The organism is Arenibaculum sp., assembly GCF_035998295.1.
Lineage (GTDB): Bacteria > Pseudomonadota > Alphaproteobacteria > Azospirillales > Azospirillaceae > DASYHS01.
The window spans coordinates 1-14,866 of the sequence record NZ_DASYHS010000155.1; the positions used below are offsets into that span (position 1 = coordinate 1).

Sequence of the window (14,866 nt, forward strand, 5' to 3'; positions counted from 1 at the left end):
CAGGGGATCTCGAGCAGTCATGGATCGGGTACGCATCGTCGAAGAGAACGGCAGCTTCGCGCTCGTCGAATGCGCCGGGCGCTGGTCGGTGGTCGAGCTGAGGGATGGCCATGCCCATCCGGTGCGCTCGGGAGAGCGGGACGGGAGCGGCTTTCCGACCACGGCGGACGGGCTGGCCGCCGCCGTCGAGGGCCGGTGGACCGGCGAGGCCGAGGCCCGGCGGCGGCTGGCAGGGCTCGCCGAGCGCGGCGACGAGCTGGCGCGCGACATCTGGTGAGCGGGCCCGCCGGCCGGGAGGCTGGCATTCGCGCCTTGCGTCTTTTTCCCGTGGCCGGCGGGAAGGGGAACGACCATATGGCCTGTCGGCGGCCGGCTCGGCGCGATGGCGGTAGGCAGTAATGAGCTTCGTCACTGCCTAGGAACTGTTAACTTCGCGTGCGACAGCTTACATTGTGGGTATACGCTGCTCCAGCGTGCCGCACCGCCGCCGCGCCCCAGGGCGCGACACCGCATCAGGACGACGCCACAGCTTGGACATGACCCAGAACCAGCCGAACCAGACCCTGTATTGCTCCTTCTGCGGCAAGAGCCAGCGCGAGGTGGCAAAGCTGATTGCGGGGCCGACCGTCTTCATCTGCAACGAATGCGTGGACGTCTGCATGGACATCATCCACGACGACGTTCAGCACAAGACGGCCGGCATCGGCAGCATCCCGACGCCCCGGGACATCGCAGCCACCCTCGACGAGTACGTGGTTGGCCAGGCCTATGCCAAGAAGATCCTCTCGGTCGCGGTGCACAACCACTACAAGCGCCTGGCGCAGAACGCGTCCGCCGGCCGCGGCGACGTCGAGATCGCCAAGAGCAACGTCCTGCTGCTCGGGCCGACCGGCTCCGGCAAGACGCTGCTGGCCTCGACCCTCGCCCGCATCATCGACGTGCCTTTCGCCGTCGCCGACGCGACGACGCTGACCGAGGCGGGCTACGTCGGCGAGGATGTCGAGAACATCGTGCTGAAGCTGCTCCAGGCGGCCGATTTCGACGTCGACAAGGCGCAGCGCGGCATCGTCTACATCGACGAGATCGACAAGATCACCCGCAAGGGCGACAGCCCGTCGATCACGCGCGACGTATCGGGCGAGGGCGTGCAGCAGGCGCTGCTGAAGATCATCGAGGGGACGGTCTGCTCGGTGCCCCGCCAGGGCGGGCGCAAGCATCCCGGCGAGAGCTTCATCCAGATCGACACTTCCAACATCCTGTTCATCTGCGGCGGCGCCTTCGCCGGGCTGGACCGCGTTATCGCCCAGCGCCAGAAGGGCACCTCCATCGGCTTCGGCGCCGAGGTGCGCGGCCCCGACGAGCGGCGCACGGGCGAACTGCTGAAGGAGGTCGAGCCCGAGGATCTGCTGAAGTTCGGCATGATCCCGGAATTCGTCGGCCGCATCCCCGTGGTCGCGACCCTGGAGGATCTGGACGAGGACGCGCTGGTCCGGGTCCTGACGGAGCCGAAGAACGCGCTGGTCCGCCAGTACGAGACGCTGTTCTCGATCGAGGGCGTGCGCCTGGAGTTCGAACCCGGGGCGCTGCGCGCCGTCGCCCACAAGGCGATCGAGCGCAAGACCGGTGCGCGGGGCCTGCGCTCCATCCTCGAAGGCGTGCTGCTCGACACCATGTTCGAGCTGCCCGGCCTGACCGACGTCGAGGCCGTGGTCATCACCGAGGACGTGGTGGCAGGCAAGGGCGAGCCCGAGCGCCGTCAGGCGCAGCGCCGCTCGGCCTGACCCGGCGGCGTCGGCTTCCGCGGGGAACCCTCCGCGGACCGCCGGGTTGAGGGGACATTTGCGCCATTCCGTCGCGCGTCCGCCGCGACGGGGGAGGATGCGAGGTGTTCACGCAGCCGGTCACGCTGTTCAAGGTCTTCGGTTTCGACATCCGGCTGGATGCGAGTTGGCTGCTGCTGGCCGTCCTGGTGACCTGGAGCCTGGCGGTCGGCTTCTTCCCGCAGATGCGTCCGGGGCTGTCGCCCGGCATCTATTGGTCGATGGGTGTCATCGGCCTGATCGGCCTCGCGGCCTCGATCCTCCTGCACGAGCTCGCCCATGCGCTGGTCGCACGGCGCTACGACCTCCCGATCCGCTCCATAACCCTGTTCCTGTTCGGCGGCGTGGCCGAGCTGCGCGAGGAGCCCCGCAGCCCTTCCTCCGAATTCCTGGTCGCGCTCGCCGGGCCGGTGATGAGCTTCGCGCTCGCGGGCCTGCTGTGGCTGTCGGCCCAGGCGATCGGGGCCGGGGTCGGGCAGGGGGCCGGGCAGGGGGCCGGGCAGGGGGCCGGCGACCTGCTGGGCGTGGTCGCCGGCTATCTGGCGACGATCAACCTGCTGCTGGCGACGTTCAACCTCGTGCCGGCCTACCCGCTCGATGGCGGGCGGATGCTGCGGGCGGCGTTGTGGGGCTGGAAGCGGGACATCGTATGGGCGACCCGCATCGCCTCGCTGCTCGGCTCGGGCTTCGGCGTCCTGCTGATCGTGCTCGGCCTGATGAACGTGCTGCAGGGCAGTTTCCTCGCGGGCATGTGGTGGTTCCTGATCGGCATGTTCGTGCGCGGGGCCTCGTCCATGGCGCTGCAGCAGACGGTGGCCCGCGAGGTGCTTTCGGGCCGGCCGGTCTCGGCCTTCATGCGCCGCGAACCGGTCGCCGTCGATCCCGGCACGACGGTGGACCGGCTGGTGTCGGACTACGTCTACCGCCACTACTACAAGAGCTTTCCCGTCGTGTCCGGCGATCGCCTGCTCGGCTGGGTCGTGATCGACGACGTGAAGGAGGTCCCGCGCGAGGAATGGGGGCGTGCCGTGGTCGAAGGCCTGATGCGCCCGGCGACCGAGGAGAACACGATCACCTCCGGCGAGGATGTCGGCGTGGCGCTGGACCGCATGCGCCAGTCCGGGCTCAGCCGCCTCCTGGTCGTCGACGGCGGGCGGCTCGTCGGCGTGCTCTCGCTGAAGGACCTGATCGGCTATCTCCAGATCGCCCGCGACCTCGGCGACCGCCGTCCTCCCGCACCCCGGCGGTCGGCCGGAGCCTGAGGGTTCCGCAGCCGCGGCCGCCTCAATCCGGCACCGTGACCCGATCGAAATCCGAGGCGACCCTCGCTCCGGGAAAGGCCGCCGCCGCGGCGTCGGCGATCGCCTGCGCCGAGTAGCGCGGCGACAGGTGGTTCAGCCACAGCCTGCCGACGCCCGCCTCGCGCGCGAGGCGGGCCGCATCGCCGATGGTCAGGTGGCTGCGCTCGCGCGCGGCCTGCGCGTCCGCATCGAGGAACGTCCCCTCGATGATCAGCAGGTCGGCTCCGCGCACCGGCTCGATGAGGTCGTCGACGCTCTCGGCGTCGCCGACCACGGCGACGCGGCAACCCGGGCGCTCGGGCCCCAGCACGTCGTCCGGCACCACCCGACGCCCGTCCGCGAGGAGCACGGGATGCCCGCCCGCGAGCCGGCTGCGCTCCGGGCCGAGGGGGACACCCATGGCCTCCATGCGCTCCTCCAGAACCGGTCGGGACGCGCGCCGCTCGAACAGGAAGCCGTAGCTGTCCGGTGCCGCGTGGCGCACGGGAAAGGCGTGCACGCGCAGTTGTCCGCTCTCGTAGAAGCAGCCGGGCTCGACCGGCACGAAGTCCAGCCGGATCGGCGGCCTGGCGCCCGGCCAGACCACCTGCTCCAGCAGGATCGCGGCCAGGCGGAGCGCGTGCGGGCCGGCGAAGATCGACAGGCGGGGCGACGCGCGGAGCAGGCCGAGCGTGCCCGCGAGCCCGCCGAGGCCGAGCAGGTGATCGAGGTGGCCGTGCGTCAGCAGCACCTTGTCCAACCGGCGCAGGCCCAGGCCCGAACGCAGGATCTGGCGCTGGGTCCCCTCGCCGCAATCCACCAGGAAACGGTGCCGGGCGAAATCGACGAGCAGGGCGGGCAGCCCGCGCTCCACCGTGGGCACCGCCGCGGCGGTGCCGAGGAACGTCACCTCGAACATCGCTCAGCCGCGCGGCGGCCATTCCGGCGCTTCGCCGCCGCCAGGGCCCGGCGGCGCCTCGCCGCTGCCCGGACGCGGTGCGCCGAGATGCGCGCGGATCTCGCGGATCTCGGCCAGGAGGCCTTCCAGCGCGGCCGCGATCCGGCCCAGCGATTCGGCCCGCTGCTCCTCGGGGCCGGCGGAGCGGATGTCGGGATAGAAGTCGTTCGGTCCCGGCGGCGGCATCTCGTCGCGGTCGTCGGCCATGGCGTCTCGTCCTCCGGGGTGAGTGTCTCGGTCATCGAGACCTGGATGAGTGTCTCGGTGAGACCGGATGAGTGTCTCGGCCATCGAGACAACGCCGCCGCCGGTCAAAGATCGCGGCGCAACGCCCGGGGAGCGGCGCTGTTGTCCGACGGGAAGCGACAACCGAGGACACCGCGGCCATGCCGAGCGACCAGACACTCCCTCCGCAGCAGCAGGACACGCGTCCCGGCCGCGAAGGACCCATGGATCCCAAGCCCCAGGAACGCCGCCCGGAGTATCGGGGCTCGGGAAAGCTCGAGGGCAAGGTCGCGATCGTCACGGGCGGCGACAGCGGCATCGGCCGTTCGGTCGCGGTGCTGTTCGCGCGCGAGGGCGCCGACGTCGCGATCGTCTACCTGGAGGAGGACGAGGACGCGGAGGAGACCCGCCGTTTCGTCGAGCAGGAAGGCCGCCGCTGCCTGGCCCTGCGCGGCGACCTCGGCGAGCCGGGTTTCTGCAGCGAGGTGGTCCGGCGCACGGTCGACGAGTTCGGGCGCCTCGACGTCCTCGTCAACAACGCGGCCGAGCAGCATCCCCAGCAGAACTTCGAGGACGTCACGCCCGAGCAGTGGGAACAGACCTTCAGGACCAATATCCACGCCTATTTCTACATGGCGCACGCGGCGCTGCCGCATCTGGGCGAGGGCGGCGCGATCGTCAACACGACCTCCGTCACCGCCTACAAGGGCAACCCGATGCTGGTCGACTACAGCTCGACCAAGGGCGCGATCGTCGCCTTCACGCGTTCCCTCTCGATGGCGCTGGCGGAGCGCGGCATACGGGTCAACGCCGTGGCGCCGGGCCCGATCTGGACGCCGTTGATCCCGTCCACCTTCCCGCCGGAGAAGGTGGCGGAGTTCGGCGCCAACGTGCCGATGAAGCGGCCGGGCCAGCCCGACGAGGTGGCGCCCTGCTACGTATTCCTGGCCTCGGGCGATTCCTCCTACATCAGCGGCCAGACCCTGCATCCCAACGGCGGCACGGTCGTGAACGGCTGAGGCCGGCATTTCGAATGGCAGAAGGAGAAGAACCATGCGTAGTTCCCGCGGTATCCACATGGGCGGCTTCGGACTGACCAGCATGCTGGTCGCCGTCGCGGCGTTCGGTGCCGGCTACTACATCGCGAGCCGGCGGGACGGCTCGTCGGGCGGTATGGGCGAGTGGCGCGCCGACCGGGACCGTCACCACCGGCACGTCTCGGACTCCCGTCCCGGAGCCATGGCCGGGACGTCGCCCGACCCGGACGAGCTGATCGGCGAGAGGCTGAGCGGCAAGTCCGCGCGCGACAGCGCCGCCGTGCTGTACGACCAGGACGGCAATCCGATCCGCGGCCGGGAGGCCGCCTACGGCGCGAGCCCGTCCTACGACCGCCGCTGACTGACCTTTGGCGCGCGCGCCCGCGGCATCGCTCGCCGCCGTGCTCGCCGCCGCCGCCGTCCTGGCGGGCTGCGCCGCTCCCGCCGCGCAGCCCCGGGCCGCGGCGGGCGGCGGCTGGTCCCCGCGCGACAAGGTCGTGGCGCTCAACCTCGCCGGCGCGTCGGTGGCGCTCGGCTGGGGCGTGTGGTCCTGGGAATGGGGCGAGAGCGGGCCGCGCCTCCAGGACGAAGGCTGGTTCGGGCGCGCCACGACCGAGGGCGGCGCGGACAAGCTGGGCCACGCCTGGACGGGGTACGCGCTCGGCCACCTGTTCTCCCGCCAGTACGAACGCTGGGGCCACGCCGAGGCGGAGGCGGCGCGCATGGGCGCGCTGTCGTCTTTCGGCATCATGGGCCTGGTCGAGGTCGGCGACGCCTTCAGCGACGTCTACGGCTTCTCCGTCCAGGACTTCCTGTTCAATACGGTGGGGGCCGGCGCCGCCTGGCTGCTGTGGCGCGACGACGATCTCGCCCGCAAGCTCGACTTCCGCGTGGAATACGACCCGTTCGCGGCCGGCGATCATCAGGTCGACGCCTTCACGGACTACGACCGGCTGAGATACCTCCTCGCCCTCAAGGCCGAGGGCTTCGCGGCGATCGAGAATCCATTGCTCCGCAACCTGGAGCTCCATCTCGGCTACTATGCCCGCGGCTATTCCGACGCCGGGCCGGCGGGAGGGGCCGACCCGCGCCGGCGCAACCTCTATGTCGGCGTCGGCCTCAACCTGTCGCGCCTGCTGTCGCCGCACCTGCCGGAGAACCCCGGCACCGACGTCCTGCACTACGTCCAGCTGCCCTATGCCTACGTGCCGGTCACCGTCGCGCGGGACTAGCGGGCGGCTCCTTCCGGCCCGAACATCAGCGTGTCGAGCCCGCGAACTAGGCCCGTGATGCCGCCGACGCGGCGCACGGCGAGCAGGGTGCCGCCGACATAGGGGTCGGCGCTGGAACCGGCGTCGTGGCGGATGACCAGCCGCTCGCCGGGCATGCCGAAGATCGCCTCGCAGGACAGCACGTAGCTCGGAAGCCGGACCGAATGCACCCGGGTGCCGCCGATCGCGGCGCCGCGCGTCTCGACCGGGCCGCTCAGCCGGTCGACCGGCAGCGTGGTGTCGCCGCCGGGCATGCGCGCCGCCTCCAGCCGCTCGGCGAGCTCGCGCGCGGTGCCGCTCGGCACGTCGGGCTTGCCCGGGCCGGCATAGTCGACGATCTCGACGTCGCCGACATGGGGGGCGGCGAGCAGGGCGAAGCGCTGCATCAGGGTCGCGGTCAGCGAGAAGTTCCCGGCCGCGACCACGCCGACGCCGCGGCTCCGGGCCGCCGCGTCGATCTCATCGTAGTCCGCGGCCGACAGGCCCGAGGTGCCGACGACGACCGCGACGCCGCGCTCGACCGCGAGCAGCACGTGCCCCTTCACGGCGTCCGGCCTGGTGTAGTCGATCACGACGTCGGCCGGCGCCTCCAGCGCCTCCTCCAGGCTCGCCCGGACGGTGACGCCGCCGATCCGCTGGCCGGCGGCCCGGCGCGACACGGCGCCCGCCAGCTCCAGGTCCGGCGCGGCCCCGATCGCGCGCACCAGCTCGGTCCCGACCCAGCCGGTGACGCCGGCGACGCAGATGCGGATTGGCGTTTGCATTCTCCTGTCCTTCTTCCCGCAGGCCAGCGGCGAGCCTAGCCGAGCCCGCGGCGAGGTCAACCGCATTGCACCGTCCTGCCCGCGCAATGGGCGGGCAGGCCACTGCGCGGGCAGGGCGGTGCCCGCCGTCCGGGCGGCCCTTGACCCCCGGTCGCGCAAACGCCGCAGGCCGGGCGTGGCGTAGCTTTTGCTTTCTCGCCCGGGCCGGTATATTGACCGTCCTTTCGGAACCTACAGGAGCCGTCCGAGGTGCCCACCCCTTCCGCGCCAGCATCCGACCGGGATACCCCCAGGCTGGAAGTGCGCGGCATCACCAAGGGGTTCCCCGGGTGCCTCGCCAACGACCGGATCGACCTGACCCTGATGCCCGGGGAGATTCACGCCCTGCTGGGCGAGAACGGCGCGGGCAAGAGCACGCTGGTCAAGATCGTCTATGGCGTGCTCGCGGCCGACGGCGGGACGGTGCGCTGGGAGGGCCGGCCGGTCTCTATCGCGAACCCGGCGGCGGCGCGCCGGCTCGGCATCGGCATGGTCTTCCAGCACTTCTCCCTGTTCGAAAGCCTGACCACGGCGGAGAACGTGGCCCTGGGCCTCGACCGGCCGATGCCGCCGGCCGTCCTGGAGGCCAGGATCGCGGAGGTGTCCGCGCGCTACGGGCTCGGCCTCGACCCCCGGCGCCACGTCCACGCGCTCTCGGTCGGCGAGCGCCAGCGGGTCGAGATCGTGCGCTGCCTGCTGCAGGAGCCGCGCCTCCTGATCATGGACGAGCCGACCTCGGTCCTGACCCCGCAGGAGGTGTCCTCCCTGTTCGAGACGCTGCGCCGCCTCGCGGCCGAGGGCGTCACGATCCTCTACATCAGCCACAAGCTCGAGGAGATCCGCGCGCTGTGCACGCGCGCCACCGTGCTGCGCGGCGGCCGCGTCGTCGCCGAATGCGACCCGCGCGGGACGAGTGCGCGCGAACTGGCGGAACTGATGATCGGCGGCGACCTGCGCGTGCCCGAGCGCGGCGGCGCGGCGCCGGTCGGCGATGCGCCGCGGCTGGAGGTGCGCCACCTCTCGACCACCTCCGGCGACCCGTTCGCGACGGTGCTGAAGGACGTCGGCTTCTCGGTTCGGGCCGGCGAGATCGTGGGCATCGCCGGCGTGGCCGGCAACGGTCAGGCGGAGCTGATGGCCGCGCTGTCGGGGGAGGCGCTGGCGGCCGATCCCGGCATGGTGACGATCGACGGCGTGCCGGCCGGCCGCCTCGGCCCGCGCGAGCGCCGGCGGCTCGGCCTCGCCGTCGTGCCGGAGGAGCGGCTGGGCCGCGGCGCCGTGCCGGAGATGAGCCTCGCCGAGAACGCGATCCTCGGCGGCGCGCACCGCGGCCTCGTGCGCGGCGGCCTCGTCGACCGGGCCGGCGCGCGGGCCTTCGCCGACCGCATCATCCGGGCCTTCGGCGTCGTCGCCCGCGGCCATCGGGCGGAGGCGCGCAGCCTGTCGGGCGGCAACCTGCAGAAGTTCATCATCGGCCGCGAGATCCTGGAGCGGCCCGGCCTGCTCGTCGCGGCCGCCCCGACCTGGGGTGTGGACGCCGGGGCCGCCGCCGCCATCCATCAGGCGCTGCTCGACCTTGCGCGGTCCGGGACCGCGGTGCTGATCGTCTCCCAGGACCTGGACGAGCTGTTCGTGCTGTGCGACCGCATCGCCGTAATGTTCCACGGCCGCCTTTCCTCCGCCCAGCCGGCCGGCGAGACCTCGGTCGAGCAGATCGGCCTGCTGATGGGCGGCCTGTTCGACCGGGACGGGGAGGCCGCCGATGCTGCCTAGGCTCGTTCCCAGGGGCGAACCCTCGACGGCCATGGTCTGGCTCACTCCCGTGCTGGCGGTCGCGCTGACGCTCGTCTGCGGCATGGCGCTGTTCGCCGGCATGGGTTTCGACCCGCTCGACGCGCTGTACGCCTATTTCGTCGAGCCGGTCTCGACCCGGTTCGGGCTGGCGGAGCTCGCGGTCAAGACGACGCCGCTCGCCCTCATCGCGGTCGGGCTCGCGATCGGCTTTCGCGCCAATGTCTGGAACATCGGAGCGGAGGGGCAGCTCACCATGGGGGCCGTGCTGGGCGGCGGTCTGGCGCTCGCGGCCTACGGGGCCGAAGGGCCGTGGCTGATGCCCCTGATGCTGGTCGCGGGCGCGCTCGGCGGCATGGCCTGGGCGGCGATCCCCGCCTTCCTGCGGACGCGCTTCAACGCCAGCGAGATCCTGACCAGCCTGATGCTGGTCTACGTCGCCGGCCTGCTGCTGAACTGGCTTGTCCATGGGCCGTGGCGCGACCCCGACGGGTTCAACTTCCCGCAGTCCCGCATGTTCAACCCCGAAGCGCTGCTGCCGTCGCTGCTGGACGGCACGCGGCTGCATCTGGGCTTCCCGCTCGCGCTCGTCGCCGTGGCCGCGGGCTGGTTCCTGCTCGCGCGGACCTTCGTCGGCTTCCAGATAAAGGTGCTGGGCCTGACCCCGGCGGCGGCGAGCTACGCGGGCTTCGACCGCAACCGCCTGGTCTGGTTCTGCCTGCTCGCCTCCGGGGCGCTGGCGGGGCTGGCCGGCGTCGTCGAGGCGGCCGGGCCGATCGGGCAGCTCGTGCCCTCGATCTCGCCGGGCTACGGCTTCACCGCGATCATCGTCGCCTTCCTCGGACGCCTGCATCCCGCGGGCATCCTGCCCGCGGCGGCGCTGGTGGCCCTGTCCTACATCGGCGGCGAGTCGGCGCAGATCACGATGCAGCTCCCGGTGGCGGTGACCGGCGTCTTCCAGGGTATGCTGCTGTTCTTCCTGCTGGCGAGCGACGTGCTGATCCGCTACCGCGTGAGATGGGGCGCCGCGGGCGGCGTCCGGGAGGCCGTGCCGTGATCGAGGCCGTGGTTCCCATCCTGCTCGCCGTGATGACGGCGGCGACCCCGCTGCTGTTCGCCGCGACCGGCGAGCTCGTGACCGAGAAGTCGGGCGTGCTCAACCTGGGCGTCGAGGGCATGATGCTGGTCGGTGCCGTGGCCGGCTTCGTCGTCACCATGGCGACCGGCAGCGCCGTCCTCGGCATCGGTGCTGCGGCCGCCGGCGGGGCCTTCCTGGCGCTGCTGTTCGCGGTCCTGACGCTCGGCCTGCTCGCCAACCAGGTCGCGACCGGCCTCGCCCTGACCCTGTTCGGGATCGGACTGTCGGCGCTGATCGGGCAGTCCTATGTCGGCATCCCCCTCGACCGCCTGCCGCGCCTCGACGTTCCGGGCCTGAGCGACCTGCCGGTGGTGGGGGCCCTCGTCTTCGGGCACGACGCGCTGATCTATCTCAGCCTCGTGATGGTCGGCGTCGTCCACTGGTTCCTGTACCGCACGCGCAAGGGCCTGATCCTGCGCGCCGTGGGCGAGAACCACGACGCGGCCCACGCCATCGGCTATCCCGTGCTGACGATCCGCCTGCTGGCGACGCTGTTCGGCGGCGCGATGTGCGGCCTGGGCGGCGCCTACCTGTCGCTGGCCTATACGCCGATGTGGGCCGAGGACATGGTGGCGGGACGGGGCTGGATCGCGCTGGCGCTCGTCGTCTTCGCGACCTGGAAGCCGGGCCGCGTGCTGGCGGGCGCCTATCTGTTCGGCGGCGTCACGATCGCCCAGCTCCACGTCCAGGGCGCCGGCTTCGCCGTGCCGTCGCAGTTCCTGTCGATGCTTCCCTATCTTGCCACGATCCTCGTGCTCGTGCTGATCTCCCGCGATCAGGTCCGCATCCGTCTGAACGCTCCCGCCTGTATCGGCAAGACTTTCCACCCCGCCGCCTGAACCGCTAACCAGAAACTGCGAGGCTTTCCCATGCGCATCACCCGTCGACACTTCGCGCTCGGCGCGGCCGCTCTCGGCGGCGCCGCCACCCTGCCTTTCGGAAGCGGCCGCGCCTTCGCCGCCGACCCGCTGAAGATCGGCTTCGTCTATGTCGGGCCGGTCAGCGACCACGGCTACACCTACCAGCACGACGTCGGCCGCAAGGCTGTCGAGGCGAAGTACGGCGACCGCGTCAGCACGACCTTCGTCGAGAACGTGCCGGAAGGACCGGACTGCGAGCGCGTCGTCCAGCAGCTCGCCCAGGCCGGCCACGGCCTGATCTACACGACCTCCTTCGGCTTCATGAACCCGACGATCAAGGTCGCGCAGCGCTTCCCGAACGTGAAGTTCGAGCACGCGACCGGCTACAAGCGGGCCGACAACGTCGCGACCTATTCCGGCCGCTTCTACGAGGGCCGCACCGTGGCCGGCACGCTGGCCGGCAAGATGACGAAGTCGAACATCATCGGCTACATCGGCTCCTTCCCGATCCCCGAGGTCGTGAACGGCATCAACGCCTTCACCCTGGCCATGCGCGAGGTGAACCCGCAGGCCCAGGTGCGGGTGATCTGGGTCAACAGCTGGTACGATCCCGGCAAGGAAGCCGATGCCGCCAAGGCCCTGATCGACCAGGGGGCGGACGTCATCACCCAGCACACCGACAGCCCGGCGCCGATCCAGGTCGCGCAGGAGCGCGGCGTGTGGGCGATCGGCCAGTCCTCGGACATGACCCGCTTCGGGCCGAAGTCGCACATGACCGCAGTGGTCGAGGTGTGGGACGGCTACTACGTCGACCGCGTCCAGCAGGTGTTCGACGGCACCTGGAAGCCGACCGACACCTGGGGCGGCCTCGCGAGCGGCATGGTCGAGATGGCGCCCTTCAACCCGGCCCTGCCCGAGGACGTCCGCGCCCTCGGCCAGCAGGCGATCGACGACATCAAGTCCGGCAAGCGCCATCCCTTCGCCGGGCCGTTCAAGAACCAGGACGGGGAGACCGTGGTCCCGGCGGGCGAGGCCGCGGCCGACGAGGCCATCCTGTCGATGAACTACTACGTCGAAGGCGTCCAGGGCTCGCTGCCGAAGTGACGTCGCCCGGGTGCGTCGCGCCGCGGCGCGACGCACCTCCCAGCGGAGCCGTTCGCGAGATGACCGTCACGATCTACCACAACCCCCGCTGCAGCAAGTCGCGCCAGACGCTGGACCTGCTGACGTCCCGCGGGATCGAGCCGCGCGTCGTCGAGTACCTGAAGACCCCGCCGACGGCCGAGGAGATCCGCGGCCTGCTGGCAAGGCTCGGCCTGCTGGCGCGCGACCTGGTCCGGCGCAAGGAGGCGGCCGAGGCCGGCCTCGACCTCTCCCTGCCGGACGACGCCCTGGTCGAGGGCATGGCCGCCAACCCGGCCGTGATCGAGCGGCCGATCGTCGTCAACGGCGACCGCGCCGCGCTCGGCCGCCCTCCCGAGGCGGTGCTCGCGATCCTCTGAGCCGTCGCGCGTTCCCGGCTGTTGTGTGTGCGGACCGATACGCCGGGGAGGCCGCCATGACGGTATCCGCAAGCAGCGAGGACACGCTCTCGATCGTCCAGCAGGGGTTCCAGGCGGTCGCCGCGAAGGACGTCGACGGCGTCATCGCCCTGCTTGCCGACGATGTCGAATGGGTCTCTCCCGACCCCACCGGCCGGCTTTCCTGGGGCGGCGCCTGGCGCGGCCGGGACGAGGTCGCCCGCTGGATGCGCCTCGTCGCGGACGCGCTCGACGATTTCAGCCTCGTTCCCCGCCAGTTCATCGTCGAGGAGGACACCGTCGTCGTCCTCGGCAGGGAACGCGCGCGGGTCGCCGCCACCGGCCGCCCCTACGAGACCGACTTCGCCCATGTGGTCCGGGTGAAGGGCGGCCGGATCGTCTCGTTCAGGGGCTTCCACGACACGGCCGCCGTACTCGCCGCGGCCGCGTGAGAGCAGGGCGGCGATGAAAAGCCGAGCAGCCGGATTGTACCAATTGCCATTGCATGCTAATGGACTGCAATAGCCCTCCTGTCTAGATTGAACCGGGCCGTCAAAGCTCCCGACGGAGGATCCAATGCGCAAGAGCGCACATTTGGTCGAAACATTGCGGAGCGGGACGTTCCGGGACCCCAAGACCGGGCAGCTCCTGGTGAAGCCCAAGGCACCGGACATGCGGGTGGTCGAGAAGGGGTTCGGGACGTATCGGGAGGTCAGGCCTTCGGGGCACCCTTCCGAGGAGGATGAGAGCCAGTCTCGATGACGAGGCCGGATCGGACCCGTCGCGGCTGAACTGGTGGTTTTTAAAAAGCCCGTCGACGTGGATCGGGAAACCCGCTGATCGGGTCAGTCCGCGACGCTGCCGCCCGGAACGCCTTCCAGCGCGGCCGCCATGCGTTTGCGGCGGGACCAGGCGGCGAGGCAGGCGGACAGCGTCAGCAGGGCGCCGACGGCCACCGGCCAGCGCAGGCCGGTCTCCTCCGAGATCACGCCCATCGCGAGCGCTCCCACCGCGGGCCCGGCGCGGAAGGTCAGGCCGTAGAGGCTCATGACGCGCCCGCGCATGCCGGGATGGATCGAGAGCTGGATCAGCGTCTGGGTGCCGACGCCCGCGACCACCATCCCGCCGCCCGCCGCCAGCAGCGCCGGGACCGCCACCCACAGCCTGTCGGTCGCGACGAACAGTAGCACCGCCAGCGCCAGCAGCGCCGTGTTGGCGAGGGCCAGCCGCGTCAGGCCCGCGGTGTCGCCGCGCCCGGCGAGCCACAGGCCGCCGAGCACCGCTCCCGCGCCGACCGTGGAGGTGAGCAGCGCCAGCCCGGCGGCGCCGGCGCCGAAGACGTCGGCGGCGAAGCCCGGCAGCAGCTCGATCACCGGCCTGACGAACAGGCAGGTCGCCAGCAGGAGCAGCATCATCGGCGCCATGCCGGCATGGCCGGCGACGTAGCGAACACCCTCCGCGATCTCCGCCGTTATCCCGGCCGCGGCTTTCGGCGGGCGCGGCGCCGGCGGCAGCCGGACCCTGGTCAGCGCGACCAGGAACAGCACGAAGGTGGCGGCGTTGACCGCGAAGGCGCTCGCGGTCCCGCCGGTCACGATCAGCGCGCCGGCCGCGGCCGGGCCGATGAACCGCGCGGCGTTGAAGATGATGGAGTTGATCGCGACCGCGGCGGAAAGGTCCTCGCGCGGGACCAGGCTGGGGATCAGCGCCAGGCGGGCGGGCTGGTTCATGCCCGCGACGATGCCGAGGAACAGCGTCAGGGCGAGCAGCATGCCGATCGTGATGGTACCCGTCGCCGTCAGCGCGAACAGGGCCAGCGCCTGCAGCAGGCCGAGCACCTGCCCGATGCGGATCACGCGGAGCTGGTCCCACCGGTCGGCGAGAACGCCGGCCAGCGGGCCGACCACGATCGTGGGAAAGAGGTCCGCGAACGCGACCGCGCCGAGCCAGGCGCCCGAGCCGGTCAGCTCCCAAGCGAGCCAGCCGACCGCGATCCGCTGCATCCACGTCCCGATCAGGGAGATGCTGCTTCCGGCCGTGTAGGCGCCGTAGTTGGGATTCCGGAGCGCGCGCGCGATCGCCCCGAAGCCGGCTCTGCTCTTCATCCCTCAGCATGTGAGCGCGGGCAGGGGTGGTTCAAATGCCGGTCCGGTGGCCCTGCCA

General features: G+C 71.4%; 16 protein-coding genes. 12 read left to right on the top strand and 4 right to left on the bottom strand.

Annotation, left to right across the window (positions count from 1 at the left end; translation table 11 throughout):
- The first annotated feature begins 19 nt into the window (after nucleotides 1-19).
- The 3 genes from VGO20_RS15285 (at nucleotide 20) to VGO20_RS15295 (ending at nucleotide 3,082) form a co-directional block, all read left to right on the top strand.
- Entirely contained in the window at nucleotides 20-277 is a 258-nt protein-coding gene (locus VGO20_RS15285; RefSeq protein WP_327503233.1) for a hypothetical protein, read from the top strand.
- 259 nt (nucleotides 278-536) lie between these two features.
- The gene (clpX, locus tag VGO20_RS15290; RefSeq protein WP_327503283.1) at nucleotides 537-1,781 is read left to right on the top strand and encodes an ATP-dependent Clp protease ATP-binding subunit ClpX; all 1,245 of its coding nucleotides are present in this window, start codon (nucleotides 537-539) and stop codon (nucleotides 1,779-1,781) included.
- Between the two features lie 104 nt (nucleotides 1,782-1,885).
- Nucleotides 1,886-3,082 carry a site-2 protease family protein gene (locus VGO20_RS15295; RefSeq protein WP_327503234.1) on the top strand — a complete coding sequence of 399 codons (1,197 nt, stop codon included), beginning with the start codon at nucleotides 1,886-1,888 and terminating at the stop codon, nucleotides 3,080-3,082.
- Nucleotides 3,083-3,104: 22 nt separating this feature from the next.
- Here VGO20_RS15295 and VGO20_RS15300 read toward each other — a convergent pair whose 3' ends face one another.
- Complete coding sequence (locus tag VGO20_RS15300; protein WP_327503235.1) at nucleotides 3,105-4,019, bottom strand: MBL fold metallo-hydrolase; 915 nt, start codon at nucleotides 4,017-4,019, stop codon at nucleotides 3,105-3,107.
- Between the two features lie 3 nt (nucleotides 4,020-4,022).
- Nucleotides 4,023-4,265 (bottom strand): hypothetical protein, encoded by a 243-nt coding sequence (locus VGO20_RS15305; protein ID WP_327503236.1) that lies wholly within the window; start codon nucleotides 4,263-4,265, stop codon nucleotides 4,023-4,025.
- Between the two features lie 179 nt (nucleotides 4,266-4,444).
- On the opposite strand from VGO20_RS15305, the gene VGO20_RS15310 reads away from it, so the two are divergent.
- Genes VGO20_RS15310 through VGO20_RS15320 form a run of 3 tightly spaced genes read left to right on the top strand, consistent with a single transcriptional unit; the run spans nucleotide 4,445 to nucleotide 6,552 of the window.
- On the top strand, nucleotides 4,445-5,302 hold the full coding sequence (locus VGO20_RS15310; RefSeq protein WP_327503237.1) for an SDR family oxidoreductase: 858 nt from the start codon (nucleotides 4,445-4,447) through the stop codon (nucleotides 5,300-5,302).
- A 34-nt stretch (nucleotides 5,303-5,336) separates the two neighbouring features.
- Nucleotides 5,337-5,681: a hypothetical protein gene (locus VGO20_RS15315; protein ID WP_327503238.1), complete on the top strand. Its 345-nt coding sequence runs from the start codon at nucleotides 5,337-5,339 to the stop codon at nucleotides 5,679-5,681.
- Nucleotides 5,682-5,688: 7 nt separating this feature from the next.
- Nucleotides 5,689-6,552, top strand: coding sequence for a DUF2279 domain-containing protein (locus tag VGO20_RS15320; protein WP_327503239.1), 864 nt, complete (start codon nucleotides 5,689-5,691; stop codon nucleotides 6,550-6,552).
- Here VGO20_RS15320 and dapB read toward each other — a convergent pair.
- Complete coding sequence (gene dapB / locus VGO20_RS15325; RefSeq protein WP_327503240.1) at nucleotides 6,549-7,355, bottom strand: 4-hydroxy-tetrahydrodipicolinate reductase; 807 nt, start codon at nucleotides 7,353-7,355, stop codon at nucleotides 6,549-6,551. The genes VGO20_RS15320 and dapB overlap by 4 nt on opposite strands.
- Nucleotides 7,356-7,604: 249 nt before the next feature.
- Between dapB and VGO20_RS15330 the strand changes: the two genes are divergently transcribed.
- From VGO20_RS15330 to VGO20_RS15355, 6 genes are read left to right on the top strand one after another with little or no spacing between them, the layout of a single operon-like run.
- Nucleotides 7,605-9,167 carry an ABC transporter ATP-binding protein gene (locus tag VGO20_RS15330; protein WP_327503241.1) on the top strand — a complete coding sequence of 521 codons (1,563 nt, stop codon included), beginning with the start codon at nucleotides 7,605-7,607 and terminating at the stop codon, nucleotides 9,165-9,167.
- Entirely contained in the window at nucleotides 9,157-10,242 is a 1,086-nt protein-coding gene (locus tag VGO20_RS15335; protein WP_327503242.1) for an ABC transporter permease, read from the top strand. The genes VGO20_RS15330 and VGO20_RS15335 overlap by 11 nt, the downstream gene beginning before the upstream one ends.
- Nucleotides 10,243-10,274: 32 nt before the next feature.
- Nucleotides 10,275-11,162 (top strand): ABC transporter permease, encoded by an 888-nt coding sequence (locus VGO20_RS15340; RefSeq protein WP_327503284.1) that lies wholly within the window; start codon nucleotides 10,275-10,277, stop codon nucleotides 11,160-11,162.
- Between the two features lie 30 nt (nucleotides 11,163-11,192).
- Nucleotides 11,193-12,287, top strand: coding sequence for a BMP family ABC transporter substrate-binding protein (locus VGO20_RS15345; protein WP_327503243.1), 1,095 nt, complete (start codon nucleotides 11,193-11,195; stop codon nucleotides 12,285-12,287).
- Nucleotides 12,288-12,346: 59 nt separating this feature from the next.
- Nucleotides 12,347-12,685 carry an arsenate reductase (glutaredoxin) gene (gene arsC / locus VGO20_RS15350; protein ID WP_327503244.1) on the top strand — a complete coding sequence of 113 codons (339 nt, stop codon included), beginning with the start codon at nucleotides 12,347-12,349 and terminating at the stop codon, nucleotides 12,683-12,685.
- Between the two features lie 56 nt (nucleotides 12,686-12,741).
- Nucleotides 12,742-13,155 (top strand): nuclear transport factor 2 family protein, encoded by a 414-nt coding sequence (locus VGO20_RS15355; RefSeq protein WP_327503245.1) that lies wholly within the window; start codon nucleotides 12,742-12,744, stop codon nucleotides 13,153-13,155.
- Between the two features lie 393 nt (nucleotides 13,156-13,548).
- Here VGO20_RS15355 and VGO20_RS15360 read toward each other — a convergent pair whose 3' ends face one another.
- Nucleotides 13,549-14,808 carry an MFS transporter gene (locus VGO20_RS15360; protein ID WP_327503246.1) on the bottom strand — a complete coding sequence of 420 codons (1,260 nt, stop codon included), beginning with the start codon at nucleotides 14,806-14,808 and terminating at the stop codon, nucleotides 13,549-13,551.
- Nucleotides 14,809-14,866: the final 58 nt, after the last annotated feature.